Source organism: Shinella sp. 20P9.1.1, from assembly GCF_057798995.1.
Genome location: NZ_JBYOLC010000001.1, coordinates 24,579 through 49,136 on the forward strand (window position 1 = coordinate 24,579; position 24,558 = coordinate 49,136).

Annotated in this window: 24 protein-coding genes; 16 read left to right on the top strand and 8 right to left on the bottom strand. The window is 63.1% G+C overall.

Translation table 11 applies throughout. The features are described 5' to 3' along the window. Positions 1-21 precede the first annotated feature (21 nt). From AC27VQ_RS00120 to AC27VQ_RS00145, 6 genes are read left to right on the top strand one after another with little or no spacing between them, the layout of a single operon-like run. Positions 22-924 (top strand): ABC transporter permease, encoded by a 903-nt coding sequence (locus AC27VQ_RS00120; RefSeq protein ID WP_488714682.1) that lies wholly within the window; start codon positions 22-24, stop codon positions 922-924. 3 nt (positions 925-927) lie between these two features. After that, positions 928-1,713 carry an ABC transporter permease gene (locus AC27VQ_RS00125; RefSeq protein WP_488714683.1) on the top strand — a complete coding sequence of 262 codons (786 nt, stop codon included), beginning with the start codon at positions 928-930 and terminating at the stop codon, positions 1,711-1,713. Between the two features lie 2 nt (positions 1,714-1,715). Next, positions 1,716-2,831, top strand: coding sequence for an ABC transporter ATP-binding protein (locus AC27VQ_RS00130; RefSeq protein ID WP_488714684.1), 1,116 nt, complete (start codon positions 1,716-1,718; stop codon positions 2,829-2,831). 19 nt (positions 2,832-2,850) lie between these two features. Continuing rightward, positions 2,851-4,236, top strand: coding sequence for an NAD(P)/FAD-dependent oxidoreductase (locus AC27VQ_RS00135; RefSeq protein ID WP_488714685.1), 1,386 nt, complete (start codon positions 2,851-2,853; stop codon positions 4,234-4,236). A gap of 21 nt (positions 4,237-4,257) precedes the next feature. Continuing rightward, a complete protein-coding gene (locus AC27VQ_RS00140) occupies positions 4,258-4,617 on the top strand; it encodes a cupin domain-containing protein (protein WP_488714686.1) in 360 nt (119 codons plus the stop codon). 32 nt (positions 4,618-4,649) lie between these two features. Further along, positions 4,650-6,644 (top strand): oxidoreductase, encoded by a 1,995-nt coding sequence (locus AC27VQ_RS00145; protein ID WP_488714687.1) that lies wholly within the window; start codon positions 4,650-4,652, stop codon positions 6,642-6,644. A 6-nt stretch (positions 6,645-6,650) separates the two neighbouring features. On the opposite strand, the gene AC27VQ_RS00150 is transcribed toward AC27VQ_RS00145, so the two are convergent. Next, positions 6,651-6,812 carry a hypothetical protein gene (locus tag AC27VQ_RS00150; RefSeq protein WP_313523166.1) on the bottom strand — a complete coding sequence of 54 codons (162 nt, stop codon included), beginning with the start codon at positions 6,810-6,812 and terminating at the stop codon, positions 6,651-6,653. A gap of 86 nt (positions 6,813-6,898) precedes the next feature. Further along, positions 6,899-7,585 (bottom strand): GntR family transcriptional regulator, encoded by a 687-nt coding sequence (locus AC27VQ_RS00155; RefSeq protein ID WP_313523167.1) that lies wholly within the window; start codon positions 7,583-7,585, stop codon positions 6,899-6,901. A 257-nt stretch (positions 7,586-7,842) separates the two neighbouring features. Here AC27VQ_RS00155 and AC27VQ_RS00160 point away from each other — a divergent pair, with 257 nt between their 5' ends. The 7 genes from AC27VQ_RS00160 (at position 7,843) to AC27VQ_RS00190 (ending at position 15,720) form a co-directional block, all read left to right on the top strand. After that, the gene (locus AC27VQ_RS00160) at positions 7,843-8,940 is read left to right on the top strand and encodes an ABC transporter ATP-binding protein (RefSeq protein WP_488714688.1); all 1,098 of its coding nucleotides are present in this window, start codon (positions 7,843-7,845) and stop codon (positions 8,938-8,940) included. Positions 8,941-8,942: 2 nt separating this feature from the next. Further along, the gene (locus AC27VQ_RS00165) at positions 8,943-9,869 is read left to right on the top strand and encodes an ABC transporter permease (protein WP_313523171.1); all 927 of its coding nucleotides are present in this window, start codon (positions 8,943-8,945) and stop codon (positions 9,867-9,869) included. Continuing rightward, complete coding sequence (locus AC27VQ_RS00170; protein WP_313523172.1) at positions 9,862-10,674, top strand: ABC transporter permease; 813 nt, start codon at positions 9,862-9,864, stop codon at positions 10,672-10,674. Before AC27VQ_RS00165 ends, AC27VQ_RS00170 begins: the two co-directional genes overlap by 8 nt. A gap of 17 nt (positions 10,675-10,691) precedes the next feature. Continuing rightward, on the top strand, positions 10,692-11,726 hold the full coding sequence (locus AC27VQ_RS00175; RefSeq protein ID WP_421591615.1) for an extracellular solute-binding protein: 1,035 nt from the start codon (positions 10,692-10,694) through the stop codon (positions 11,724-11,726). Between the two features lie 74 nt (positions 11,727-11,800). Further along, on the top strand, positions 11,801-12,982 hold the full coding sequence (locus tag AC27VQ_RS00180) for a serine hydrolase domain-containing protein (RefSeq protein ID WP_488714689.1): 1,182 nt from the start codon (positions 11,801-11,803) through the stop codon (positions 12,980-12,982). A 114-nt stretch (positions 12,983-13,096) separates the two neighbouring features. Continuing rightward, a complete protein-coding gene (locus tag AC27VQ_RS00185; RefSeq protein ID WP_488714690.1) occupies positions 13,097-14,767 on the top strand; it encodes an amidohydrolase in 1,671 nt (556 codons plus the stop codon). 71 nt (positions 14,768-14,838) lie between these two features. Continuing rightward, a complete protein-coding gene (locus AC27VQ_RS00190; RefSeq protein ID WP_488714691.1) occupies positions 14,839-15,720 on the top strand; it encodes a DMT family transporter in 882 nt (293 codons plus the stop codon). Here the strand turns inward: AC27VQ_RS00190 and AC27VQ_RS00195 are convergent. From AC27VQ_RS00195 to speB, 6 genes are all read right to left on the bottom strand, one after another. After that, the gene (locus AC27VQ_RS00195; RefSeq protein ID WP_488714692.1) at positions 15,717-16,499 is read right to left on the bottom strand and encodes a carbon-nitrogen hydrolase family protein; all 783 of its coding nucleotides are present in this window, start codon (positions 16,497-16,499) and stop codon (positions 15,717-15,719) included. The genes AC27VQ_RS00190 and AC27VQ_RS00195 overlap by 4 nt on opposite strands. Before the next feature lie 4 nt (positions 16,500-16,503). Continuing rightward, on the bottom strand, positions 16,504-17,301 hold the full coding sequence (locus tag AC27VQ_RS00200; RefSeq protein ID WP_488714693.1) for an ABC transporter permease: 798 nt from the start codon (positions 17,299-17,301) through the stop codon (positions 16,504-16,506). Then, positions 17,298-18,152 (bottom strand): ABC transporter permease, encoded by an 855-nt coding sequence (locus AC27VQ_RS00205; RefSeq protein ID WP_488714694.1) that lies wholly within the window; start codon positions 18,150-18,152, stop codon positions 17,298-17,300. The genes AC27VQ_RS00200 and AC27VQ_RS00205 overlap by 4 nt, the downstream gene beginning before the upstream one ends. Next, positions 18,149-19,183: an ABC transporter ATP-binding protein gene (locus AC27VQ_RS00210; protein WP_313523186.1), complete on the bottom strand. Its 1,035-nt coding sequence runs from the start codon at positions 19,181-19,183 to the stop codon at positions 18,149-18,151. The genes AC27VQ_RS00205 and AC27VQ_RS00210 overlap by 4 nt, the downstream gene beginning before the upstream one ends. A gap of 80 nt (positions 19,184-19,263) precedes the next feature. Beyond that, on the bottom strand, positions 19,264-20,352 hold the full coding sequence (locus AC27VQ_RS00215; RefSeq protein ID WP_421591622.1) for an ABC transporter substrate-binding protein: 1,089 nt from the start codon (positions 20,350-20,352) through the stop codon (positions 19,264-19,266). 68 nt (positions 20,353-20,420) lie between these two features. Beyond that, a complete protein-coding gene (gene speB, locus AC27VQ_RS00220) occupies positions 20,421-21,473 on the bottom strand; it encodes an agmatinase (RefSeq protein WP_313523188.1) in 1,053 nt (350 codons plus the stop codon). Positions 21,474-21,658: 185 nt separating this feature from the next. Here speB and AC27VQ_RS00225 point away from each other — a divergent pair, with 185 nt between their 5' ends. From AC27VQ_RS00225 to AC27VQ_RS00235, 3 genes are all read left to right on the top strand, one after another. Further along, positions 21,659-22,675, top strand: coding sequence for a LysR substrate-binding domain-containing protein (locus AC27VQ_RS00225; protein ID WP_488714695.1), 1,017 nt, complete (start codon positions 21,659-21,661; stop codon positions 22,673-22,675). Between the two features lie 17 nt (positions 22,676-22,692). Continuing rightward, positions 22,693-23,865: an aminotransferase gene (locus tag AC27VQ_RS00230; protein WP_421591624.1), complete on the top strand. Its 1,173-nt coding sequence runs from the start codon at positions 22,693-22,695 to the stop codon at positions 23,863-23,865. Between the two features lie 221 nt (positions 23,866-24,086). Continuing rightward, positions 24,087-24,554 carry a MarR family winged helix-turn-helix transcriptional regulator gene (locus AC27VQ_RS00235; protein WP_488714696.1) on the top strand — a complete coding sequence of 156 codons (468 nt, stop codon included), beginning with the start codon at positions 24,087-24,089 and terminating at the stop codon, positions 24,552-24,554. Positions 24,555-24,558 lie beyond the last annotated feature (4 nt).

Here is a 24,558-nt window from a genome sequence, read left to right on the forward strand (position 1 = left end):
CTTCAACCCAGGGAGATGTCCATGACCGCCACATCAGATGAAGGCACGCGGAGCGGCCCCGCTGCCGGCGCCGACCAGCCCGCCTTCCTGTCCAGTTTCCGGCCGCGCGGCGCGGTCTGGCTTGCCGCACCCGCCGTGCTGGTGCTGCTCGTCGTGCTCGCCTATCCGCTCGGCATCGTCGTGTGGCGTTCCTTCACCGATCCCGCCGTGGGCGTCGATAATTACGTCTGGTTCTTCCAGTCCGCCGTGAACCGCACGGTGCTGCAACGCACCTTCGTCGTCGCCGCCTGGGTCACGCTCGTCTCTCTCATCTGCGCCTACCCCTACGCCTATGCCATGACCATCGTCGGCAAGAATGTGCGCCTTGCGCTTATCCTCTGCGTGCTCGTGCCCTTCTGGCTGAGCGGAGTCGTGCGAACCCTTGCCTGGGTGATCCTGTTGCAGGATTCCGGTGTCATCAATTCCATCCTGCGTGGCCTTGGACTGTCGCCGGTCAAGCTCATCCGCACGCTGCCGGGCGTCGTCATCGGCATGACGCAGGTACTGCTGCCCTTCATGATCCTGCCGATCTATTCCGTGATGAAGGGCATCGACACGCGTCTGCTGCAAGCCGCCCGCAGCCTCGGCGCAAAGCCCTGGAAAGCCTTCCTGCAGATCTACGTGCCGCTGTCGCTGCCCGGCGTCTATGCCGGCGCGATCATCGTCTTCATCCTGTCGCTCGGCTTCTACATCACGCCGGCCCTGCTCGGCGGTCCGCGCAGCATCCTCTTGTCCTCGCTGGTGCAGAACCAGGTGCTGAGCCTGCTCAACTGGGGTCGTGGCGGCGCCATGGGCGTGGTGCTGCTCGTCGCAACCTTCGTGCTTCTCGCCATCGCCGCCCCGCTGATGCGCCAGAAGCACGCGGTCTCGCGCAGGGAGGCGTAACCGATGCCATCGTTCTCCCGCATTCTCCTCGGTCTCTTCTGTCTGCTCGTTGCGATCCTGCTTCTGGCGCCGACGCTGGTCGTGATCCCGATGTCGTTCAATGGCAACAAGTCGCTCGCCTTCCCGCCGGTCGGCTTCAGCTGGCAATGGTACGAGAACTTCTTCAGCAACCCGGATTGGACGACGAGCTTTTCCAACTCGCTGATCGTCGCGGTGATCGTCGCCGTGGTAGCGACTGTGGTCGGCACGCTTGCCGCCTTCGGCGTCAGCCGTGCGGCGGCGCGCACCGGCGGCCTGCTGCGCGCGCTGCTGATCACACCGATGGTCGTGCCGGGCGTGGTGCTGGCGATCGGCATCTATGCGGTCTATCTCGATACGCATCTCGTCGGCACGGTCACCGGCTTCGTGCTGGCCCACACGATGCTTGCCATCCCCTTCGTGCTGATCGCTGTGCAGGCGAGCCTCGAAGTCTTCGACCGCCGGCTGGAAACGGCGGCATCAAGCCTTGGCGCGGGCCGCCTGACGGTGTTCCGCACGGTGACGCTGCCGCTGATCCTGCCCGGCGTTCTCTCCGGCGCGCTCTTCGCCTTCATCACCTCGTTCGACGAGATCATTGTCGCGCTGTTCATCACCAGCCCCTATCTCAAGACGCTGCCGGTGCAGATCTACACGTCGATCACGCGCGATGCCGATCCGACCGTCGCGGCCGTCGGCACGCTGCTTTTCATCGCCACGTCGCTCATCATCATCGTCGGCCTGCTCCTGGGCATGCGCCGCGGAAGGACCTGACCATGCACGCTCCCCAACGTTCCGCCGGTGCTGCGATCGAAATCCGCAAGGCCTCCAAACGCTACGGCGCCTTCACGGCCCTCAACGACATCGACCTGCATATTCGCCCCGGCGAATTCATGACGCTGCTCGGCCCCTCGGGCTCGGGCAAGACGACGACGCTCAATCTGATCGCCGGTTTCACCGACATCAGCTCCGGCACTCTGGAAATCGGCGGCAAGAGCGTCACCGGCATGCCTTCGCACAAGCGCAATATCGGCGTCGTCTTCCAGCACTATGCCCTCTTCCCCCACATGACGGTCGGCAAGAACGTCGCCTATCCGCTGACGCTGCGCGGCATCACGGGCGATGATCGCGAGAAGCGGGTCAAGCGCGCGCTCGACATGGTGAAGATGGCGGACTTCGCCCATCGTTACCCGAACGAACTCTCCGGCGGCCAGCAGCAGCGCGTGGCGCTCGCCCGTGCGCTGGTCTTCGATCCGCCGCTGCTGCTGATGGACGAGCCGCTCGGCGCGCTCGACAAGAAGCTGCGCGAATGGCTGCAACTCGAGATCAAGCGCATCCATCGCGAGCTGGGAACCACCTTCGTCTATGTGACGCACGACCAGGAAGAGGCGCTCGTGCTCTCCGACCGCATCGCCGTCTTCAATGGCGGCCGTATCGAGCAGATTGGCACGGGGCGTGAACTCTACGATAGCCCGGCGACGCTCTTCGTCGGCCGTTTCATCGGTGAATCCACGGTGTTGCGCGGATCGGCTGAGATTTCGGGCGATGAAACGGTGATGACTATCGGCGGACAGAAGATCACCGCTCATGGCCGTCTTGCCGGCGATGCCCGTCCGGTCATTCTGCTACGCCCCGAGCGTGTGGCCTTGAAACGCCCCGGTACGGATGCGGCTCCAGGCGAAAACCGCCTCACCGGCACGATTGCGGAAGCAATCTATCTCGGTTCGGGTTCGAAATACGAGGTGCGGCTGACGGATGGCACGATCGCCGTCGTGCGAAGCCCGCTCGGTGCGGTCGATTTCGCGATCGGCGATGCCGTCGACATCGCCTTCCTGCCCTCCGATCTCATCCTCCTCCCTGATGATGCCAGCGCCGACGTGACGCTGACCTGAACCCGAAAGCCCCCTTGCCATGGACGTCAAGACCAACGGTAACATCTCCTTCTGGTATGCCGATATCGGCGGCGTGCCGCAGAAGCGCCCTGCGCTGCCCGGTGATCGCGAAGCTGATGTCTGCATCATTGGTGCCGGCTATACGGGCCTGTGGACGGCTTACTACCTGAAGAAGGCCGATCCCTCGCTCAACATCGTGATCGTCGAGCGTGAATTCGCCGGCTTCGGCGGTTCCGGCCGCAATGGCGGCTGGCTGTCGGGCGGTTTCAGCTGGTCGCGCGAAAAATATCTCAAGACCTCCAGCCGCGGCGCCGTCGTCGACATGCAGCGCGCCATGGCCGGCACCGTCGACGAGGTGATCCGCGTCACGGAGGCCGAAGGTATCGACGCGGATATCCTGCGCGTCGACAACATCACTTTCGCAACCAACAAGGCCCAGCTCGAGCGCGCCCGCGAGGAGTACCAGTTCTATCTCGACTGGGAGATGCCGTCGGAGCGCATCGAAATGTTGTCCGCCGAGGCGGCGGCGAAGCGTATCCGTGTCGCCAATGTTCTCGGTGCCTTCGTCATCCGCGACATGGCGCGCGTCCAGCCGGCCAAGCTGGTGCGCGGCCTTGCGAAAGTGGTGGAGGGGCTCGGCGTCTCGATCTTCGAGGGCACGGCCGTCACCCGCTTCGAAAAAGGCCGCGTCGAGACTGATCGCGGCACGGTGCGTGCACCTGTGATCATCCGCGCCACCGAAGGGTTCACCGCCGGCCTGCCCGGCCATGAGCGCACCTGGCTACCGCTCAACAGCGCACAGATCGTCACCGAGCCGGTGCCGGAGGCGTTGTGGAAGGAGATCGGCTGGGAAGGCCATGAACTGCTCGGCGATGCCGCGCATGCCTATTGCTACGCCCAGCGCACCCGCGAAGGCCGCATCACCATGGGTGGGCGTGGCGTGCCCTATCGCTTCGGCTCGGCGACCGACGTCAACGGCCGCACGCAGCAGGCGACCATCGATGCGCTCCACACCATCCTGACGCGGCTGTTGCCGCAGACGAAATCGCTGAAGATCGACCACGCCTGGTGCGGCGTGCTCGGCGTGCCGCGCGACTGGTGCACGACGGCGGGTTTCGACCGCGACAGCGGCATCGGCTGGGCCGGCGGCTATGTCGGGCTCGGCGTGTCCAGCACGAACCTCGCCGGCCGCACACTGGCCGATCTCGTGCTGCGCCGCGATACCGAGTTGACAGGTCTGCCCTGGGTCAACCGCACGGTGCGCAAATGGGAGCCGGAGCCGTTCCGCTGGCTCGGCGTGCATTCCATGTACCAGCTTTACCGCATGGCCGACGAACGCGAATTCGCCGGTCTCGACCATACCTCCAAACTCGCTGGCCTCGCGGACAGCATTACCGGCCACTGACCCCTTTCAAAGGATATTTCCATGATCAGTTTTGAGAATTTCGGCGACCTCCTGAAGCTCGATATCGGCGCCTTCTCGGCAAAGCCCACCTCCATCAAGGGCGACCAGAAGGAGGCGACGCGCGTGCTTTGGACGAGCGCGAACGAGAAGATGGAAACCGGCATCTGGGAATGCACGCCCGGCCGCTTCACCGCCGACCGTACGCAGAACGCCGAGGTCTGCCATCTGCTCACCGGTCGCGTGACGCTGCACAACAGCGACGGCACCTCGCAGGATATCGGTGCGGGCGAGATGTTCGCGCTGCCGCTTGGCTGGCGCGGCGAATGGACGATCCACGAACAGACGCGAAAAATCTACACGATGGTCGCCACCGGCGTCTGACGCTGCCTGATGGGTTTGGGAGGAGGATCCCGATGACACAAGCCGAACGTTCCGACGGCGCTGTGGCGGCGGCGCCATCGGCGTTTCCGCACCTGTTCCAGCCGCTGAAAATTCGCGGCGTGGTGCTGAAAAACCGCATCATGTCGACCGGCCATGACACGACGCTGCCGACGGACGGTCTCGTCAACGAGGCGCTGCTTGCCTATCACGCCGCCCGCGCCAAGGGCGGCGTCGGCCTCATCGTCAGCCAGGTGGCGGGCGTGCATGAGACGGCGCGCTACACCTCGCATATGCTGATGGCGACGGAAGACGACTGCATCGACGGTTATCGCCGTCTTGCCCAGCTCTGTCATGCCGAGGGTTGCGTGCTGTTCTCGCAGCTCTTTCATCCCGGACGCGAGATCATGGAGGGCGGTGACGGGCTTTTGACCGTCGCCTATGCACCGTCGGTTTCGCCCAACGAGCGTTTCCGCGTCATGCCGCGCGCTCTCGACAAGCGTATGATCGACGAGATCGTCGCCGGTTATGCGTCGGCGGCCGGGCGCATGCATGCGGCGGGCGTCGATGGCGCGGAATTCGTCGCAAGCCACGGCTATCTGCCGGCGCAGTTCTTCAATCCGCGCGTCAATCGCCGGGAGGACGACTACGGCGGCTCGCTGGAAAACCGGCTGCGCTTTGCCGAGGAAGCGCTTGCGGCGATGCGGGCCGCGACCTCGGAGGATTTCGTCATCGGCATGCGCATCAGTGCCGGCGAGCGCGACGAAGAGGGATTGGCCAATGACGAAGCGCTGGAAATCTGTCGCCGGCTGGAGCCGATGCTGGATTATGTGAGCATCACGACGGGTACCTCCGCCTCGCTCGGCGGCGCCGTGCATATCGTGCCGCCGATGGCCTACCGCGCGGCCTATCTGGCCGGCGACGCGGCGCGGTTTCGCAAGGCGCTCGGCATTCCCGTCTTCGTGACGGGCCGCATCAACCAGCCGCAGGAGGCCGAGGCGGTGGTCGCCAATGGTTCGGCGGATGTCTGCGGCATGACGCGGGCGATGATCTGCGACCCAGAAATGCCCGGCAAGGCGATGAAGGGACGCATGGACGATATCCGTGCCTGCATCGCCTGCAACCAGGCGTGCATCGGCCACTTCCATCGCGGCGTGCCGATCTCCTGTATTCAGCATCCCGAAACCGGCCGCGAGTTGAAATTCGGAACTCTAGAACCAGCCGCCAAGCCGAAATCCGTGATGGTCGTCGGCGGTGGGCCGGCCGGCCTGAAGGCGGCCTCCGTCGCCGCGGCGCGCGGCCACAAGGTGACGCTCTATGAGGCCGCAAGCCAGTTGGGCGGGCAGGCGCAGCTTGCGCAGCTTCTGCCCCGTCGCTCGGAGTTCGGCGGCATCGTCACCAATCTTTCGAGAGAGGTAGAACTTGCCAATGTGCGCGTGCAGCGCGGCGTGCGGGTCGACAGGGCGCTTGTCGAAGCGGAACGGCCGGATGCCGTCATTCTCGCCACCGGTGCAAAGCCCTATCGGCCGGACCTGCCGCTCGACGACAGCATTCAGGTCGTCGATGCCTGGCAGGTGCTGCGCAAGGAGGTGAAGACCGGCAGCCGCGTCGTCGTGGTCGACTGGCGGTGCGACTGGATTGGCCCCGGCATCGCCGAGCGCCTCGTCGCCGACGGCTGCAGCGTCGATCTCGCCGTCAACGGCACGCATCCCGGCGAACTGCTGCCGCTCTATGTACGCGACAATATTGCCGCCGAACTGCATCGCATCGGCGTGCGTGTGACGCCCTATGCGCGTCTCTACGGCTGCGATGGCGGCACGGTCTATATGCAGCACACGACGAGCGACCAGCCGATTCTCTTCGAGGGCGTGGACACGCTGGTTCTCTGTCTCGGCCACGCGCCGGTCGATGATCTCTCAGGCGTCCTGCACGATCTCGTGCCGGAAGTGCATGTCATCGGCGACAGTCTCGCGCCGCGCACGGCGGAAGAGGCCGTTTACGAGGGCCTGAAAGTGGCCGCGACGCTATGAAGGCGCTTACAGGCTTGCCGGTGCGACGAACTGATAATAGGCCCAGACAAGGGCGATCACGACGACAACGGCGAGCCAGACCAGTCCCTTTTTCGGTCCCGGCGCGACAGGCTTGTTTTCCTGCTTCGGTTTGCGGGGTTCGAATTTCAGAACATTGTTGTCGTTCAAGGCGTCCTCCGTCGCGCTGCTGTTCGGCAAGAGACTTAGCGGTGATGCGGGGCCGACTGCAAGCATTCGGCCACCGAAAAGATCGTTCAGCCCGGATTGCCGAGCGCCCCGATCCGTTCGAAATGACCGCGGCCCAGATGGCCGGTGCCGTCCCGGATATCGGCGGCGATCGCAGCCTTGAGCGCTTCGGCATCGCGCTTGACGATGGCGACAAGCGCCTCGGCGTGGCGGTCGACCTGATAGGTCTGCGACAGGGTCTCTCCCGCGCGCCGCATGAAAGGGGCAAGCCGCAGCCAGAGGCTTTCGATGAGCGGCAGCATGATAGTGCCGGGCCGCGCTTCGTAGAGACAGCGGTGGAAGTCGAAATTTGCTTCCACCAGCCGCTTGAAATTGCCGACCGCAAGCGCCTGATCGGCCTGCTGGTCGAAGGCCTTGAGGCGGGCCAGCCTGACCTCGTCGATGAAGGGCATGGCGCGTTCGGCCGCGCGGGTCTCCAACGCGATACGAGCCTCCAGCACCTCCTCGAAGCGCTGTGGATCGAGATCCGGCACGCGGACGCGGCGGTTGTCGAGAAGCTCCAGCGCGCCATCGGCGACGAGCCGGTGCAGCGCCTCGCGCACCGGCATGGCGCTGACGCCGAGCGCGTCGGCGAGGCCGTTGATCGTCACCGGCTCCCCCGGCTCGAACTGCCCCGTCATGATGTTCCGCCGCAGCACGCGGTAGACCCATTGTTTGGCGGATTCGGACGCTTCCCTCCCGGCTGCGACCAGCATGCTGATATCCTCCCGTCTGTCGGACCCGGCAGCGCCGGTTATCGTCTCTGGGCTGAATTCTCTGGGCTTTGCACGCAAAACTGATAATCTCGCAAAGCTCAAAATGACCCTTTACAGATTTGATCAAATTATGGTTTGTTGTGATCATAAGCAAGACAAGCCTATCACATAAGAGCCGTTATTAGCGGCCGGACAGAGGACAGCCGGCGGTTTGGGCAGAGGACGCTCGGGGACGCCGGTTCACAAACGGGGAACCGATGACTGACACCCGAACGACCGCAGCCCATGGCGGCGCCATAGGCCTGCATGGCATCAAGAAATGGTTCGGCACCTTCCAGGCCGTCGACAATGTGTCGCTGGATATTCGCTCGAACGAATTCTTCACTCTTCTCGGCCCCTCGGGCTGCGGGAAGACCACGCTCCTTCGCATGATCGCCGGCTTCGAGCTGCCGACCGAAGGTCAGGTCCTGCTCGACGGCGTGGACATTTCCCGCCTGCTGCCGAACCAGCGGCCGGTCAACACCGTCTTCCAGAACTACGCGCTGTTCCCGCATCTGACGGTGGCCGAAAACATCGGTTTCGGCCTCAAGATGCTCGGCAAGCCGAAATCGGAAGTCGACAGCGTCGTCAAGGACATGCTGAAGCTCGTCCATCTCGAGGGGCGTGGCAACAATCCCGTCACGCAGCTTTCCGGCGGCCAGCAGCAGCGCGTGGCGCTGGCCCGCGCTCTGGCGCCGCGGCCGAAGGTGCTTCTGCTCGACGAGCCGCTTTCGGCACTCGATCTCAAGCTGCGCAAGTCCATGCAGATGGAACTGAAGCGCCTTCAGCTGGAAACCGGCATCACCTTCGTCTTCGTTACGCACGACCAGGAAGAAGCGCTGACCATGTCCGACCGCATCGCCGTCATGTCGACGGGCACGGTCCGCCAGGTCGGCTCACCCTGGGATATCTACGATCGCCCTGCCGAACGCTTCGTCGCCGACTTCATCGGCGAGACCAATTTCCTCGAAGCGGAGGTCATCTCGGTCTCCGGCGAGAAGGCCCGCGTGCGCCTTTCCTCCGGCGCGGAAATCAATGCGACCTACCCGGAAGGCATCACGCCGAAGGGTAAGGTCACCATCGTCGTGCGCCCGGAACATGCGCGCCTCGGTCCGTCCGGTTCGGGCATGCTGGAAGGCGTGCTGGACGATATCGTCTATCTCGGCACGGACAACCATTTCCACGTCAAGGTCGATGGCGGCAGCACGTTCATCGTGCGCCAGCAGAATGCCAAGAGCGGTCATTGCGGCTTCTCCGAGCAGGAACGCGTCAGCATCGCCATCAATGACGACGTCGCCCAGATCTTGAGGGATTAGCCATGACGGTCAGCCCCCAAGAGGTCAGCGAACAGCGACAAAACAAAGAAATCCGGGATCGCTGGTTCCTCAGCGCCCCTGCCCTCATTCTCATCTTGGCGGCCAGTGTCGGCCCCCTTGTCATCGTGTTGCTCTATTCCTTCCTTGCGCCCGGCAGCTATGGTGACGTGAAGTGGGAATTCTCGACGGAGGGCTGGTTCAACGTCCTCTTCACCCGCGATATCTTCGACGACACGGTGTCGCTCGCGGATGCGCATTTCTCGATCTTCTGGCGCAGCGTCAAGCTTGCCTTCGCCACGACAGTCTTCTGCCTGATCTTCGGTTTCCCGACAGCCTATTTCATCGCCACGCGTGCGCCGCATAATCGGTCTCTCTGGCTCTTCCTGATCACCATCCCCTTCTGGACGAATATGCTCATCCGCACCTTCGCCATCCAGGAAGTGATCCGCTCGGAAGGCATCATCAACACGCTGCTGATGAAGATCGGCATCATCTCGGCACCGATCCAGATGATGTTCACCGACTTCGCCATCATGCTCGGCATGACCTATGTCTTCTTGCCGCTGATGGTTCTGCCGCTTTATGCGAGCCTTGAAAAGCTGGATTTCCGGCTGATCGAGGCGGGCTACGACCTCTATGCCTCGCGCTTTGGCGTGCTCTGGCGGATCGTCATTCCGCTGGTGAAGCCGGGCATCATCGCCGGCTCCATCCTCGTCTTCGTGCCGGCGCTGTCATCCTATGTGGTGCCGCGCGTTCTCGGCGGCGGCAAGAACCTGATGGTCGGCAACCTGATCGAACTGCAATTCGGGCAGGGACGAAACTGGCCGCTCGGGGCGTCACTGTCCGTCACGCTCGTGATTATCGTACTCTTTGCGATGCTCTACTACGTCCGCAATGCATCGAAGTCCGGAGGCAGCGCCCATGGCTAAATCCTTCTCGATCAAGCGCCAGCCAGGCTTCGCGACCATTGCGATGTTCTGCTTCTTCCTGCTCTACCTGCCGATCGCGACGCTCGTCGTCTATTCCTTCAATTCCGGCATGTCGATCGCCACCTGGGAGGGGTTTTCGTTCCGGTGGTTCGAAAGCGCCTGGAACAACCAGCAGGTCGTCGAAGCCTCGTGGCGTTCGTTGCAGATCGCAGCCGTCGCTGCGGTCATCGCCACGGCTTGCGCGACGCTGGCGGCCATCGCCACGACGCGCACCGCGCCCTATCGCGGCCTGACGTTCAAGTATTCCGTCATCAACATGCCGCTGCTGGTGCCGGAAATCGTGACGGCGGTCGCGCTGCTCATCCTCTTCTCGCGCATCAAGGTTTGGACGGGCTATTCCGGTCTCGGCTATCTCATCATCGCGCATTCGGCCTTCTGCGTGCCCTTCGCCTATATGCCGATCCGGGCGCGTCTCGAGAGCATGGACCTGTCGCTGGAGAAGGCGGCCGCCGATCTCTACGCCTCGTCCTTCCAGACCTTCCGCTATGTCACGCTGCCGTTGCTCTGGCCGGGCATTCTCGCCGGCATGATGCTCGCCTTCGTCATCTCGCTTGACGATGTCGTGATCACGGAATTTGTGAAATCCGGCGGACAGGACACGCTGCCGACCTATATGCTGGGCCAGTTGCGGCGTGTCGTGACACCGGAGATGAACGCCATATCGACAGTCTTCCTTGTGCTGTCATTGGCGATCGTCACCCTCTTCTTCTTCCTGAGCCGTGAGCCTCAGAAGAACAACGAATAGAAAAAGGAGAACAGCTGATGAAAATGAAACTGGGTTTGATGGCGCTTGCCGCCGGCATGATGGCCTCCACCGCCATTGCGCATGCCGAAGGCGAACTGAACATCTTCAACTGGGGCAACTATACCAGCCCCGAAATGATCAAGAAGTTCGAGGAGAAGTTCAAGGTCAAGGTGACGATCACCGACTATGACTCGAACGACACCGCGCTTGCCAAGGTCCGCCAGGGCGGCCATGGCTTCGACATCGTCGTTCCCTCGGCCAGCGTTATGCCGATCTGGATCTCGGAAGGCCTGCTTCTGCAGTCCGAGCCGAACCAGATGGAGAACTTCAAGAACGTCGACGAGCAGTGGGTGAAGGTTCCCTTCGATGAAGGCCGCCACTATTCTGTTCCGTGGCTGTGGGGCACGACGGGCGTAACCGTCAACAAGGGCGTCTATGCCGGCGACATCAACACATCGGCGATCTTCCTTGACCCGCCGGCCGAACTCGTTGGCAAGGTCAACGTCATCCCGGAAATGTCTGACGTCATGCACATGGTCGTGACCTATGCGGGTGGCGAGCCCTGCACGGGCGACCTGACGATCCTGAAGAAAGCCCGCGACATCCTCACGGCCGCAAAGCCGAAGTGGATCTCCATGGACTACGGCAATATCGAGAAATACTCGAAGGAAGACTTGGCTGCCGGTGTGAACTGGAATGGCGCCTCCTTCCGTGCGCGCCTGCAGAACGACAAGGTCACCTACGGCTATCCGAAGGAAGGCTACCCGGTCTGGATGGACAACGCGGCTATCCTGAAGGACGCAAAGAACGTCGAGAACGCTAAGCTGTTCCTGAACTTCATCATGGATCCGGAAAACGCTGCCATGCTCTCGGCCTTCGGCCGCTATGCGAACGGCATCAAGGGCTCCGAGCCGTTCATGCCGGCCGACATGAAGGATGCGCCGGAAATCAAGATCCCGGATGAACTGAAGGCTGCCGGCAAGTTCAACCTCGCCTGCCCGCCGGACGTGCAGGAACTCTACACCAAGATCTGGACCGAACTGCAGAAGTAAGCGGTTTTACCGCACAACGAGGACAGTCCAAGCGGGAAGGCCGAGCGCCTTCCCGCGCCTTGGCTGGGTTTTTCATGATCAAGACATTTCAAGACAGGCACGGCTTTGCCCGTGCCGATGTTACGCTCGCCAATTGGCGCTCATCCCCCTACAGCCGCTGGACCTTTCAGAACGTACGCGATTTCGTGCCGACGGCCGCGATCGCGGCCGAAACGGTGGTCTCAGAACGACCGCTCGCCAGCGACACGTTTCTGGACGCGCCGATGGAAACCGGACTCGCCGGCACAGAGACCGCCCGTGCCTTTCTGGAATTCGCTCACACGGACGCCTTCGTGATGATGCGCAAGGGCGAAATCGTTGCGGAATACTATGCCGCGCACGCCAATCCCGATGCACCGCATCTCGTCTTTTCCATTTCCAAGTCGCTGACGGCTGTTATCTCCGGCATTCTGGAGGCGGACGGCATTCTCGATCCCGATCGTCCGGTGACGGATTATCTGCCGGAGGCCAAAGGCAGCGTCTACGGCGACTGCACTTATCGCGACGTGCTCGACATGCGCGTCAGTCTGGATTTCGAGGAGGCCTATCTCGATCCTTATGGCGCCTTTGCGCGCTATCGTCGTTCGATGCTTTGGAACCCGCCGATGGCGGGCGCCGAGCCTGAAAACCTCGCCGCTTTCCTCATGACCTTGCAGAAGGCCGAACGCCCGCATGGCGGCCCGTTCTACTACGCCTCGCCGAATGCCGATCTGCTCGGCGTGATCATCGAGCGCGTGACCGGAGCGCGTTTCGCCGACCTCACCTCCGATCTGCTCTGGAAGCCTATGGGCGCCAAGGGGCTTGCCGATATCACGGTCGATGCGATCGGCACGCCGCGCACCGCCGGCGGCGTTTCCATGACGGCGCGCGATCTCGCCCGTCTCGGCGAGCTCCTGCGCAATGACGGCGCGCGCGACGGCAGGCAGATCATCCCCGTCGCCTGGATCCGCGACATGCAGGAAAACGGCGACCGTGAAGCCTGGCAGCAGGGCCGCAATGTCGACCTGCCGAATGGCCGCTACCGCAGCCAGTGGTACCAGTCCGGCGAGGCCGACCAAGCCTTTTGTGCTATCGGCATCCATGGCCAATGGCTCTATGTCGATCCAAGCACGGAAACGGTCATCGTCAAATTCTCCTCCCATCCGGAGCCGCTGGGCGACGAGGAGAACCAGGACATCTTTACCTTCTTCCGGGCGCTTTGCCGCCGGGCAATTTAGAGCATTTCCAACCGAAGCGAGATTGCTTCGGCGTTGGACAATGCGGCAATCCAAAAACCTCGGAGCATTTCCGGCGAGCCGGAAATGCTCCGGAAAATATCGAGGGAACACACCATGCAGACCGAAGCGAGCTTTATCATCCGCAATGCGCGGGTGCTGACCATGGACGAGGCCAATCCGCGTGCGAGCGCCGTCGCCGTTGCCGGCAACCGCATTCTGGCCGTCGGCTCCGAAGCGCAGATCGATGCCTTTTCCGGCCCCGATACGCACGTGATCGACGCCAAGGGCGCGACGGTCCTGCCGGGCTTCAACGAGGCGCATATGCACATTTTCGGCGGTTCGGCCGAACTGCGCGAGCTCTCGCTCTACGGCATGAAGGGCTTTGACGCGCTCGACAAGGCGCTGAAGGCCTATGCCGCAGACTATCCGGAGCGCCAGCTGCTGATTGCCCAGCACGCCGACTACACGATCCTGTCCGACGACGAGCGCGTGACGCGCCATCACCTCGACCGCATCCTGCCGGATCGCGCCGTGCTGATCTTCGCGCCCGACCATCACACCGCCTGGGCCAACACGCTGGCTCTCAAGATGGGCGGCATTCTGGAAGGTCGCGATGTCGGCGTCGGCAACGAGATCGTCATGGGCGACGACGGCCTCGCCAATGGCGAACTGCGTGAAAGCAACGCCATCCGCCCGGTCTCCGCGCTGAGCGAAACGGGCGGCCGCGAAATGCTCGGCGTGGGTACGGGCGGCGATCCGGAGCATGTGACGGCCGAACAGCGCGCCGGCGATATCGCGATCCTCAAGGAAGGTCTCGCCTATGTCGCCTCGCTCGGCATCACCTCGGTGCAGAACATGGACGGCAGCCTCTACCAGCTGGAAATGCTCGACGAGATCGAGAAGACCGTCGGCCTGCCGGTTCGCATGCGTATGCCCTTCCACATGAAAAACTTCATGCCGCTCTCCGATATCGAGACCAAGGCTGCCGCGTGGCGCGACCGCTTCAACTCGGATCGTCTGCGCTCGGACTTCGTCAAGCTGTTCATGGATGGCGTCACCGAATCCGGCACCGCAGTTTTCGTTGATGATTATTGTCATCAGCCCGGCCTGAAGGGCGACCCGCTGTTCTCGCAGGAGCATTTCAACGATGTCGCCATCACGGCGGACAAACTCGGACTGCCGGTCGCCGTGCATGCCATCGGCGACGGCGCGGTGCGCATGGTGCTGAACGGCTACGAGGCGGCCATCAAGGCCAACGGCAAGCGCGACAGCCGCAACCGCATCGAGCATATCGAAGTGGTGCATCCCGACGATATCAAGCGCTTCAAGGAACTCGGCACCGTCGCCTCCATGCAGCCGACGCATCCGCCGGGCAGTGCCGGCCTGCCGCTGGAGCCGTACCTCTCCTATATCGGCGAAGATCGCTGGCCCTATGCCTTCGCCTGGCGCACGCTGGTTGACGCCGGTGCGGAGATCGTGTTCGCAACCGACTGGCCGGTCTCGCCGCTCGATCCGATGAACTGCATTCAGTGCGCCATGTCGCGCGAGGTTTGGAAAGAGGGCATGAAGGACGAGCGTCTTTCGCTGCACGAGACGCTCGCCGCCTATACGAAGAACGGCGCATGGGTCGAATATATGGAAGACCGCAAGGGTGTGCTGAAGCCGGGTTATCTCGCCGATATCGTCGTGCTCAACGCCGATGTCGAGGCGACGGACTTCACCAAGCTTGCCACGGTTCGCCCGGTCACCACCATCTGCGATGGCAAGGTCACCTATCAGGCGTAATCCTGAAACCGGCCCTATCGTCCAGGGCCGATCTGTGCGATAGGCCGGGCAGTCAACTGCCCGGCCTTTCCATGTATATCGCTGAAATCCTCGCTCTATCCGCCGCCGTCTGCATTGCGATGAGCGGCATGCTCGTCAGCGAATTGCAGGGCCGCCTGCCGCTCCTCGATCTCGCCCGCTTGCAGATGATCGCGGCCTTTCTGATGACCGCGGCCGTGTCTGTCATTCTCGGCGGCTGGCGCACGATGGAACTCTGGCAGTTCGGCTATCTCGCCGTCTCCAGCCTGTTCGGCATCGTCATCGCGAGCACCACCTATTTCGCGACGATCTATACGGCCGGCCCCCGCACCACGGCTCTGCTCTTTTCGCTCGCCTCGCCCTTCGCGGTCGTACTCGGCTATGTCTTTCTCGGGGAAACCCTGTCGGGTCAGCAGGGCATCGGCATCGCCTGCGTGCTGGCGGGTATTCTTCTGGCCATCAGCGCCCGTTCGTCCTCGAAGGCCGGGGGTGATCAGGCAAAGACACCATGGCTGGGCATCGTTCTCGGCGTGGTCACCGCCTTCGGTCAAGCGCTCGGCAGCCTTGCCGCCCGGCCGGCGATGGCGGGTGGCGTTGAGCCATTTACCGCAATGGCGGTGCGTTCGGGGCTCGCGGCGCTGTTCTTCATGCTTCTGATGGCTGTGCCGCATCCGGCGTTGAAACCGGCGCCCACCATAACGAAGCGATCGGTAGGGTTTGCCGTCGGCTCCGCCTTCTTCGGCGTCGGCCTCGGCATGTCGCTGCTGATGGCGGCTTTGGCGCATGGCAATGTCGGGGTCGTCTCGACGCTGTCGTCGATGACGCCCATCGTCATTCTTCCGATGGTCTGGGCAAGAACCGGCACGGTGCCGCCGGCACCCGCCTGGTTCGGCGCCGCACTCGCGGTCATCGGAACGGCACTAATCAGCCTTTAGATGGGTCGGCCGAGATCGACGAGATAGGTGTTTTCCCCGCGCGATTTGGCGTAGTCCTCGGGGCGCACTTCCGCAAACAGCAGCATCTCGCCTTCCGCCGGTGCCTCGGCAAGCAGTTTGCCATCGGGTGCTGCGATGCGCGACAGGCCCGCATAGGTGAAATTGTCGTCAGCGCCGCAATGGTTGATATAGGCGACGAAGACCTGGTTTTCGAAGGCGCGGACCTGGATCATGTGGCTGGCGATGAAGGTGCCGGAGGAGCCCTTGGGCAGCGCGGTCGGCACGACGACGAGGTCCGCCCCTGCCAGCGCCAGCCGGCGGACGTTTTCCGGGAATTCGACGTCGTAGCAGATCAGCATGCCGAGCCTGATGCCGCCGAGTTCCACCATGATGGAGTTCGGCACGCCGGGCTTGAAGACGTCACGCTCGTAGTCGCCGTAGAGGTGGGACTTGCGATAGACGGCATTGGTGCCGATACCATCGGTGAAGAGCGCGCTGTTATAGATCAGCATGCCCTCCTGTTCGGCAAAGCCGGCGACGACGGCGATCCGGTTTTCCCGCGCAATCGTGTTGAGGCGTTCTGCCACCGCGCCCGTGGCGGGCGAGGCGAGTTTTTCGAAAGCGGCCTGCCCTGCCCCGTAGCCAGTGACGGCAAGCTCCGGCACGATCAGCAGCCTGGCGCCGCCTGCTGCCGCATCGGCGGCGGCTGCCGCGATGCGCTCCATATTCGCCTCGCTGTCGCCGGCGATCGCATGCATCTGAAGGGCGGCGATCCGCATGGTCTCAGTCCTTTGACGACATGGCGCCGAGCAGTTTCGGCAGATCGCCGAAGCGCGCGACGAGGCCAAAGATGGTGGCCGCGATCGCCACGAACAGGATCGTCACCGAGGCCATGGTCGGCGTATAGCCGTATCGCAGGGCGTTGAAGATCTTGATCGGCAGCGTCTCCATGGTGAAGCCGATCGTCATGTAGGCAACGATATATTCGTTGAGCGACAGCACGAAGGCGAAGGCATAGCCGGAGATGAGGTAAGGCAGGATCAGCGGCAGGACAACCGTGCGGAAGATCGTGCGGTCATCCGCGCCCATCGTCGCGGCGGCCTCCACCAGCGAGCGGTCGATGGAGGAGAAGCCGAGCGACAACGTCACCAGCGGCAGCGTCACGAAGAAGATGGCGTGGCTGATGACGGCGGTGGCCGGCTGGCCGTAGAAGCCGGTCGCCGCCCAGAAGGTGAGCAGGCCAAGGGCCGTGATGACAGGCGGCAGCGTGAACGGCGCGATGCCGAGCAGCTGAAAGATGTTCGCCCAGGGCGCATGGCGCCGCCAGAGGAACCAGGCGAGCGGCAGCGCGATCAGCAGCGCCACGGCGGCGGAAAGGGCCGCCAGCGTGACCGAGGCGAAAAGCGCGTTGCGCCATTCGACATTGGCGAAGATTTCGCCGTACCAGCCAAGCGAGAACCCCTTGGGCGGGAAGGCGAGGTCCTGCTTTTCGTTCACCGAAACGCCGGCGACGACGATGATCGGCAGCGACAGGAAGAGGCCGATGAGGCCGAAATAGACCTTTTGCAGAAACCCGGTCATGCGGCTTCTCCCTTGCGGCCGGCAATGACCGTGAGTGCGACGAGGCCGAGCGTGACGAGCACGAGGAACACGGCCATGGCGGCGGCGAACGGCATGTTGGACTGGTAGATCGCCTGGTCGGTGATGAGCACCGAGAGCGTCCAGTGCTGCGGCCGGCCGAGGATCTGCGGCAAGAGGTAGGAGCCGAGCGCGAAGATGAAGACCATGATCAGCGTGGCGACGATGGTGTTCCTGAGCGCCGGCACGACGACCGTGAAGAAGGACTTGATCGGCGACGCTCCAAGCGTGCGCGCGGCCTCCGTCAGCGTCGGATCGAGCCGCACGAGCGCGGGATAGAGCACGAGCACGGTATAGGGCAGCGCCTGATAGGTCATGGCCGTCAACACTGCGCCGAAACTCGGGTTCAGCGCCACCGGTTCGCTCATGATGCCGAGCATCACGAGAAGATTGGTGATGCCGGCGGTGCGCGAAAACAGCGTCGACCAGGCAAAGCCGATGATGACTTCCGACAGCGACAGGATCGACAAGAGCGCGACCAGCCAGAGCACCTGCGTCCTGCGTCTGGCGCGCGACAGCAGATAGGTGAAGGGCACGGCGAGCACGACGCAGCAGATGGCGACGGTAACGGCGAGGAACAGCGAGAAGCCGAGCACCTTGCCGAAGAACAGACTGAGGAACCGGGCGTAATTCTCGAAGACGAAATCCGGCGTGTAGAAGCCGGAGGGATTGCGCTTGAAGAACGAGACCGCGATCATCGTCGCGAAAGGCACGACGAAGAAAGTGATCAGCATGCCCGCGGGAAAGAAGAGCGGGCCGTAGTCCGAGAGTTTTTGCGGGGCTTCGCGTCTCATGACTTGAGCACCACGCAGTCGCCGGGGTTGAGCTGAACGCCGACCGACTGGCCGACGGACACATCAGGCCGGGCGTTCGGCATGGAGACAGCGACGATCTGCTTGCCGCCGGCCTCTACGAAGGTTTCGATCGTGCCGCCGAGGTCGCGCACAAAGGTGACGGTTCCGGTGACCGGGGCGTTGCCGGCTGCCACGAGATGCACGTCTTCCGGGCGCACCGAGATGATGCCGGATTTCAGGCCGGCGGGAACGGCAAGGCCGGGAATCGACGCGCCGAGCACGCTGGCGCCGGTGCCATCGGCGGTGAAATCGATGAGGTTCGTCATGCCGATGAAGTCGGCGACGAAGGTGTCGGCCGGGCGGCGGTAGATTTCCACCGGCGGTGCTGCCTGGCGGATTTCGCCGCCGCTCATCACGACGACGGTGTCGGCCATGGTCATGGCTTCGCGCTGATCGTGCGTGACGACGATGGTGGTGATGCCGAGGCGCTGCTGGAGCTGGCGCAGTTCCACCTGCATGGCCTCGCGCAGCTTGGCGTCGAGCGCCGAAAGCGGCTCGTCGAGCAAGAAGAGTTTCGGCGAGATGGCGAGTGCGCGGGCAATCGCCACGCGCTGGCGCTGGCCGCCGGAGAGTTTGGCGACCGGGCGGTCGGCATAGCCGGTAAGATGGATCATCGCGAGAAGCTCGTCGACGCGCTTCTTCTGCTCCTCCTTGCCGACGCCGCGGATGCGCAGGGAATAGGCGATGTTCTCACCGACCGTCAGGTGCGGGAAGAGCGCCAGCGACTGGAAGACCATGCCGAGGTCGCGCTTGTGGGTCGGGACATTCGTGATGTCCTTGCCGTCGAGCTTGATGGCGCCGCTGGTCGGCAGGTCGAGGCCGGCGACCATGCGCATCAGCGTGGTCTTGCCGCAGCCGGACGGACCGAGAAGGCAGACGAAGGTGCCATGCGGCACCGTCAGTTCGACATTTTTCACGGCCGTGAACGTGCCGAACTGCTTGACGATATTCTGGAGGGTCAATCCGGACATTGGGGCTCCGCTCGGCGCTGACGGTTCTGGGGCCGGCCGGCTAGGATAGCCGGCCGGTCGTTTTCAGGAGAAGGCAGGGATCAGCCTGCGATCATTTCGGTCCACTTCTGGTTCAGCCAGTCGGCCTTGGTGGTGTAGAGGTCGTAGCGCGGGATGATCGGATCGATATCCGAGGACACGGCTGCGAACTCTTCGGCCGTGAGGTCGAGCAGGTCGCGCTTGACGGTCGGCGCGGTGCCGACCTTGCGCGACAGCAGCGACTGGATTTTCGGCTGGCTCATGTAGTTGATGAAGGTGTGGGCTTCCTCGACCTTGCTCGAGGCGCGCGACAGCGCCCAGCAACCGCTGTCCATGATGCCGCCTTCCTTCGGGAAGGTGGAGCGGACCGGCTGGCCATCCTTGGCGGCAAGGCCCGTCACGTCGTGGTAGTACTGGCCCATCGGGATTTCGCCCGACTTCAGCGACTGCTCGAACTGGGCTTCGTCGCGATACCACAGGCGCACGTTCGGCTTCACTTCGGCGAGCTTTTCGAAGGCCTTCAGCAGGCCTTCCTCGGTGTCGAGCGCATTCGTGCCGCCGAAATGGGTCTTGGCGGTCACTTCGAGCAGGAACGAGTTGGAAACGAGCGCGAGCAGGCCGAGCTTGTCGGCATTTGCCGGATCCCAGAGCGCCGACCAGGACGTCGGGGCTTCCTTGAAGACATCCGTGTTGGTGACGAGCGTGATGTACCAGGCGACGGCGCCGATGCCGGCGACGCGGCCATCGGGATATTTGTTGACGAAATGGTCGATGAGGTTCGACGCGTTCGGGATTTTCGCGGTGTCGAGCGTTGCCCAGAGGTCCGTCGACTGACCCTTCAGCATCGCGACCTGCGACATCATGGAGACATCGGCCGGTGCCTGACCTGCCTTGGCGGCCTGTTCGAGCTGGACGAGCCAGGCTTCACCGGTCGGCTCGGCGACCGATTCGACGGCAATGCCCGTCTCCTTGGTGAAGTCCGCAAAGATGTTCTTGTCGAAGGAATCCTTGAAATAGCCGCCGTAGACGCCGACCTTCAACGACTTGTCCTGCGCGCGCAGCACGGCCGGCATGGCAAGCATCGAGGCACCGGCGACGCCGGCGCCCAGCACGGCACGGCGACTGACATTGGTCTTGAGGATGTCACGCATAGTGGTCTTTCTCCTGTTAGGCCGACCGGTTGATCCGGCCGGAGCGTTCCCGTTGTTGCTATTCTATGTCAGGCCGTCCGCGACACGGAAGGGCTGAAAACCATCAGGCTGAGAATTTCGAACAGAACCTGTGCGCCCGCATGCGCGCTGTTGGTCGTGGCGTCATATTGCGGGGCGACTTCCACCACGTCGCCGCCAACGAGATTGATGCCCTTGAGGCCGCGGATGAGTTCGAGCACTTCGCGCGTGGTGAGGCCGCCGATCTCCGGCGTGCCGGTGCCGGGTGCGAAACTCGGATCGAGGCTGTCGATATCGAAGGAGAGATAGGTCGGCCCGTCGCCGACAATGGCCTTCGCTTTTTCGATGATGGCGGGAATGCCGAGCCCACTCACCTCTTCCGCGTGGATGACGGTCATGCCGGACTCGTAGGAGAACTCCCAGAGATATTCCGAAGAACCGCGGATGCCGATCTGGATGGTGCGGGTTGGGTCCAGCACGCCGTCGAGCACCGCGTTGCGGAACGGGCCGCCATGGTGGAACTTTGTCTGGTCGAACATGCCGCCGGTGTCGCAATGGGCATCGATATGGATCATGCCGACCGGCTGCTTTTTGCCGACAGCCTTCATGATCGGATGAGTGATCGAATGGTCGCCGCCGACGGCGAGCGGGATCACGCCGGCATCGACGATCTGGTTGAAGCGCTTCTCGATATCGTCATGGCTGAGTTCGAGGCGATAGCGGCTCTGGAAGGGCACGTCGCCAATATCGGCCACGCGCAGTTCCTGTACCGGTGCGCAGTCAAGCACGTGGTTGTAGGGGCCGATACGCTCGATGGTGCGCATGGCGCGGGGTCCAAAGCGCGAGCCGGGGCGGTTGGTGACGCCGAGATCCATCGGCACGCCGGTGATGGCGACCTGCAGGTTGCCGAAATCGGGCTCGACGGCATCGACCTGCATATAGGGCGCGGAAAGGAAGGTCGGGACGCCCGCATAGGGCGCGAGGCGGGTGCCGTTCTTGGTAAAGATCTTGTCGGCGACCTTGCGGAAGGCGGGGTCGAACATCTCGCCGCCATGGCTTGCGCCGTATTTCGCCTTGAGTTCATCCAGCTTGCTGCCGCTCATCGTGCCTACCTCATCGCAAATGAAAAATGAGGGCAGACCGGGGGCCGGATCAAAGCGTTTCGATATGTTCCCCCGGGGTCTTTGCCCTCGTTCTTCATAGTATCGTAATAAAACGGCTGGAAAAGCAATTGACATTGTTATAGCGATTGGCGTGAGAAAAATTCACATATCCGGTTTTCCGCTCCATGACTGCGCGCCTCCCGCCGCTCAATCCGCTCCGCGCCTTCGAGGCGACCGCCCGTCGTGGCGCCGTGTCGGCCGCCGCGCGGGAATTGAACGTGACGCACGGTGCCGTCAGCCACCAGATCAAGGCGCTTGAGGAGTCGCTCGGGACCGCACTTTTCGAACGTGGCGGCAAGCGGCTGAAGCTGACGCCGCAAGGCGCGCTGCTGCTGCCGGCCGTCACCAATGCCTTCGGCGAGATCGCGGCGGCGACCGCCCTGATGAAGCAGCCGGAAACGAGCGGCGATCTCACCATCACCTGCGTGCCGGCCCTGCTTTCGCTCTGGCTCATTCCGCGCCTTAACACCTTCACCGACCAGTTTCCCGGCGTGCGTGTCACGCTGATCGCCTCCAATGATCCGGAAAACCTGCGCTCGCTCGATACAGATGTCAGCGTGCTCTATGGCGACGGCAACTGGCCGGACCACTGGACGCGTCTCTGGTCACGGCTGGAACTTTTCCCGGTCGCCAGCCCTACCCTGTTGAACAGCCGGCCGTTGCGGTCGCTGCGCGACCTTTCCCACCATACGATATTCCACGGTGACGACGGGCGCGAATGGAGCACCTGGCTTTCGGCAGCGGATGCGACCGACATCGTGCGCGGCCGGCAGCATTTCATGAGCGATGCCCGTCTTTCCACCGAGGCCGCCCTGCATGGCCAAGGCATCGCGCTCGGCGACACGATCACCGCCGGCCATCTGATCGCGCGCGGCGAACTGGTCGTGCCGTTCGATCTCACCGTGCCGGCCGCCGACGCGTTCTATGTCGCCTGCCGGCAATCCATGCGGCAGGCGCCGATCGTCAAGGTCTTCATCGACTGGCTGTTTGCTTCGCTCGAAGAAAGCTTACCCGAGCCGCAGACCTCCGCCCGCATGCTGCTGCGCGGCCGCGGCACGCGGGCGGCCGAACCTTTTCGTCCGATCCCGGCTCCGGTCAAGCGCCGGACCGCGTCCACCCCCCAGCGCAAGACCCGCGCGTGATACTCACGGAACTGACCATGCCCCGCTTCAACCCGCTCGTCGAAACCCTTGCCGCCCCGCCGATCCCGCATGTCTTCGCCTGGGGCGATGCTTATGATGGCCGCAGCGGCCCGATGATCGATTTTTCGCAGGCTGTGCCCGGCTATCCGCCGCATCCCGACATGCTGCGCCTGCTCGGTGAATATGCCGCCTCGCGCGCCTATACCGGCTATGGCCCGATCGAGGGCGAGGACAGCCTGCGCAAGGCCTATGCCGAGCATCTTTCCGAAACCTACGGCCTGCCGCTCGCCGCCGGTAATGTCCACGTGACGGCCGGCTGCAACCAGGCCTTCATCTGCGCCGCCATGGCGATCGCCGGTGCGGGCGATGCCGTTTTGATGACGGATCCCTATTATTTCAACCAGGAAACCACGCTGGCGATGCTCGGCATCAAGACGCGGTTCGCCGCCTGCGATGCCGCCAACGGTTTCCTGCCCGATGTCGCAGCACTTGCCGCCGCGATCACGCCGGATGTGCGGGCGCTGGCGCTCGTCTCGCCGAACAACCCGACCGGCGCCGTCTATCCGCCGGCTTTGCTCGCCGAAATCTACGATCTCTGCGTTTCGCGCGGCATCTGGCTCATCCTCGACGAGACCTATCGCGATTTTCTGCCGGCCGGTGCCGGTCGTCCACATGATCTCTTCAGGCGTGCCGGCTGGGAGAACACGCTCATAAGCCTCTACAGCTTCTCCAAGTCCTTCTGCATTCCCGGCCATCGCCTCGGCGCCATCACCTCCGGTGCCGACGTGGTCGAGCAGGTGGCGAAGATCATGGACAATCTGCAAATCTGCCCGCCGCGGTCCGCGCAGGCCGCGGTCGCCACCGCGCTGCCGCTGCTGGCGGACTGGCGCGAGGGGAACCGGCTGGAGATCGCGCACCGCGTCGAGGCGCTGTTGTCGACCATGGCCGGCGCACCGGCCTGGAAGGTCGGTGCGGTCGGTGCCTATTTCGCCTTCATCGGCCATCCCTTCGAGGGCGTGCCGTCCGCTCGCGTCGCGGAAAAACTTGCCAAGGAAGCCGGAATTCTCTGCCTGCCCGGAAGCTATTTCGGTGCCGGCCAAGAGGGGTATCTGCGCTTTGCCTTCGCCAATGCCGACAGCCAGACGATCGCCTTGCTGAGGGGCCGCCTAAATCGATTCGCAATCGATTGAATGCGGAAATTTACCGCTGGTTGAGTTATGGCGCCCTGAAATAAACTCAGGGCGTCGCGTTGGGTTTGAAAAAACGCAAAATCATTCCTCGCCTCTTGATTGCGTGTAGAAAATTGCTGCAATCACGCATGCCGCGCCTTGCGCCATCCGTGCGGGCACCTATGGTCGTGTGCAGGCCGCACGCCGGAATTCCTCCGGCACCGGGGAAAGGTGGCCAAAGCATGGAAAAGATAAGCAAAACTTACGATGTTCCTCCAACGGAGGCTCTGGATTCCTCCGCAATCTCTCAAAGTGTGGCGCATCAGCTCCGCCGGGCACATGGCCAGTTCATACAGCGGTTCCTGCACTATTTCTCCGTGGTGAACCTGCGTCCGACGGAATACAGCGTGCTGGCTATGATCGCCGAAAATCCGGGCCGGAAACAATCTGAAATTGCGGCTGTTCTTGGTATTCAGCGGGCGAATTTCGTGTCGCTGATGAATGATCTGGAAGAGCGCTGTCTGACGGAGCGGCGGAACGTGCCCAACGACCGTCGCTCCTATGCGCTCCATCTGACGCCATCGGAAGAAAACCTGCTGAGCGACGCGCGGCGGGCCGAGGCCGATTTCGAGGCGGACTGCCTGGAGCGATTGGGTGGAATGCGGGCGCGAGACCAGTTCCTGTCGCTGCTTGCCCGTCTTTTCGGCTGAACGG

Bases quoted from the DNA above. Each gene is read 5' to 3' on its own strand.
- AC27VQ_RS00120 (WP_488714682.1), top strand. From the start codon at position 22: ATGACCGCCACATCAGATGAAGGCACGCGGAGCGGCCCCGCTGCCGGC.
- AC27VQ_RS00125 (WP_488714683.1), top strand. From the start codon at position 928: ATGCCATCGTTCTCCCGCATTCTCCTCGGTCTCTTCTGTCTGCTCGTT.
- AC27VQ_RS00130 (WP_488714684.1), top strand. From the start codon at position 1,716: ATGCACGCTCCCCAACGTTCCGCCGGTGCTGCGATCGAAATCCGCAAG.
- AC27VQ_RS00135 (WP_488714685.1), top strand. From the start codon at position 2,851: ATGGACGTCAAGACCAACGGTAACATCTCCTTCTGGTATGCCGATATC.
- AC27VQ_RS00140 (WP_488714686.1), top strand. From the start codon at position 4,258: ATGATCAGTTTTGAGAATTTCGGCGACCTCCTGAAGCTCGATATCGGC.
- AC27VQ_RS00145 (WP_488714687.1), top strand. From the start codon at position 4,650: ATGACACAAGCCGAACGTTCCGACGGCGCTGTGGCGGCGGCGCCATCG.
- AC27VQ_RS00155 (WP_313523167.1), bottom strand. From the start codon at position 7,585: ATGCTGGTCGCAGCCGGGAGGGAAGCGTCCGAATCCGCCAAACAATGG.
- AC27VQ_RS00160 (WP_488714688.1), top strand. From the start codon at position 7,843: ATGACTGACACCCGAACGACCGCAGCCCATGGCGGCGCCATAGGCCTG.
- AC27VQ_RS00165 (WP_313523171.1), top strand. From the start codon at position 8,943: ATGACGGTCAGCCCCCAAGAGGTCAGCGAACAGCGACAAAACAAAGAA.
- AC27VQ_RS00170 (WP_313523172.1), top strand. From the start codon at position 9,862: ATGGCTAAATCCTTCTCGATCAAGCGCCAGCCAGGCTTCGCGACCATT.
- AC27VQ_RS00175 (WP_421591615.1), top strand. From the start codon at position 10,692: ATGAAAATGAAACTGGGTTTGATGGCGCTTGCCGCCGGCATGATGGCC.
- AC27VQ_RS00180 (WP_488714689.1), top strand. From the start codon at position 11,801: ATGATCAAGACATTTCAAGACAGGCACGGCTTTGCCCGTGCCGATGTT.
- AC27VQ_RS00185 (WP_488714690.1), top strand. From the start codon at position 13,097: ATGCAGACCGAAGCGAGCTTTATCATCCGCAATGCGCGGGTGCTGACC.
- AC27VQ_RS00190 (WP_488714691.1), top strand. From the start codon at position 14,839: ATGTATATCGCTGAAATCCTCGCTCTATCCGCCGCCGTCTGCATTGCG.
- AC27VQ_RS00195 (WP_488714692.1), bottom strand. From the start codon at position 16,499: ATGCGGATCGCCGCCCTTCAGATGCATGCGATCGCCGGCGACAGCGAG.
- AC27VQ_RS00200 (WP_488714693.1), bottom strand. From the start codon at position 17,301: ATGACCGGGTTTCTGCAAAAGGTCTATTTCGGCCTCATCGGCCTCTTC.
- AC27VQ_RS00205 (WP_488714694.1), bottom strand. From the start codon at position 18,152: ATGAGACGCGAAGCCCCGCAAAAACTCTCGGACTACGGCCCGCTCTTC.
- AC27VQ_RS00210 (WP_313523186.1), bottom strand. From the start codon at position 19,183: ATGTCCGGATTGACCCTCCAGAATATCGTCAAGCAGTTCGGCACGTTC.
- AC27VQ_RS00215 (WP_421591622.1), bottom strand. From the start codon at position 20,352: ATGCGTGACATCCTCAAGACCAATGTCAGTCGCCGTGCCGTGCTGGGC.
- speB (WP_313523188.1), bottom strand. From the start codon at position 21,473: ATGAGCGGCAGCAAGCTGGATGAACTCAAGGCGAAATACGGCGCAAGC.
- AC27VQ_RS00225 (WP_488714695.1), top strand. From the start codon at position 21,659: ATGACTGCGCGCCTCCCGCCGCTCAATCCGCTCCGCGCCTTCGAGGCG.
- AC27VQ_RS00230 (WP_421591624.1), top strand. From the start codon at position 22,693: ATGCCCCGCTTCAACCCGCTCGTCGAAACCCTTGCCGCCCCGCCGATC.
- AC27VQ_RS00235 (WP_488714696.1), top strand. From the start codon at position 24,087: ATGGAAAAGATAAGCAAAACTTACGATGTTCCTCCAACGGAGGCTCTG.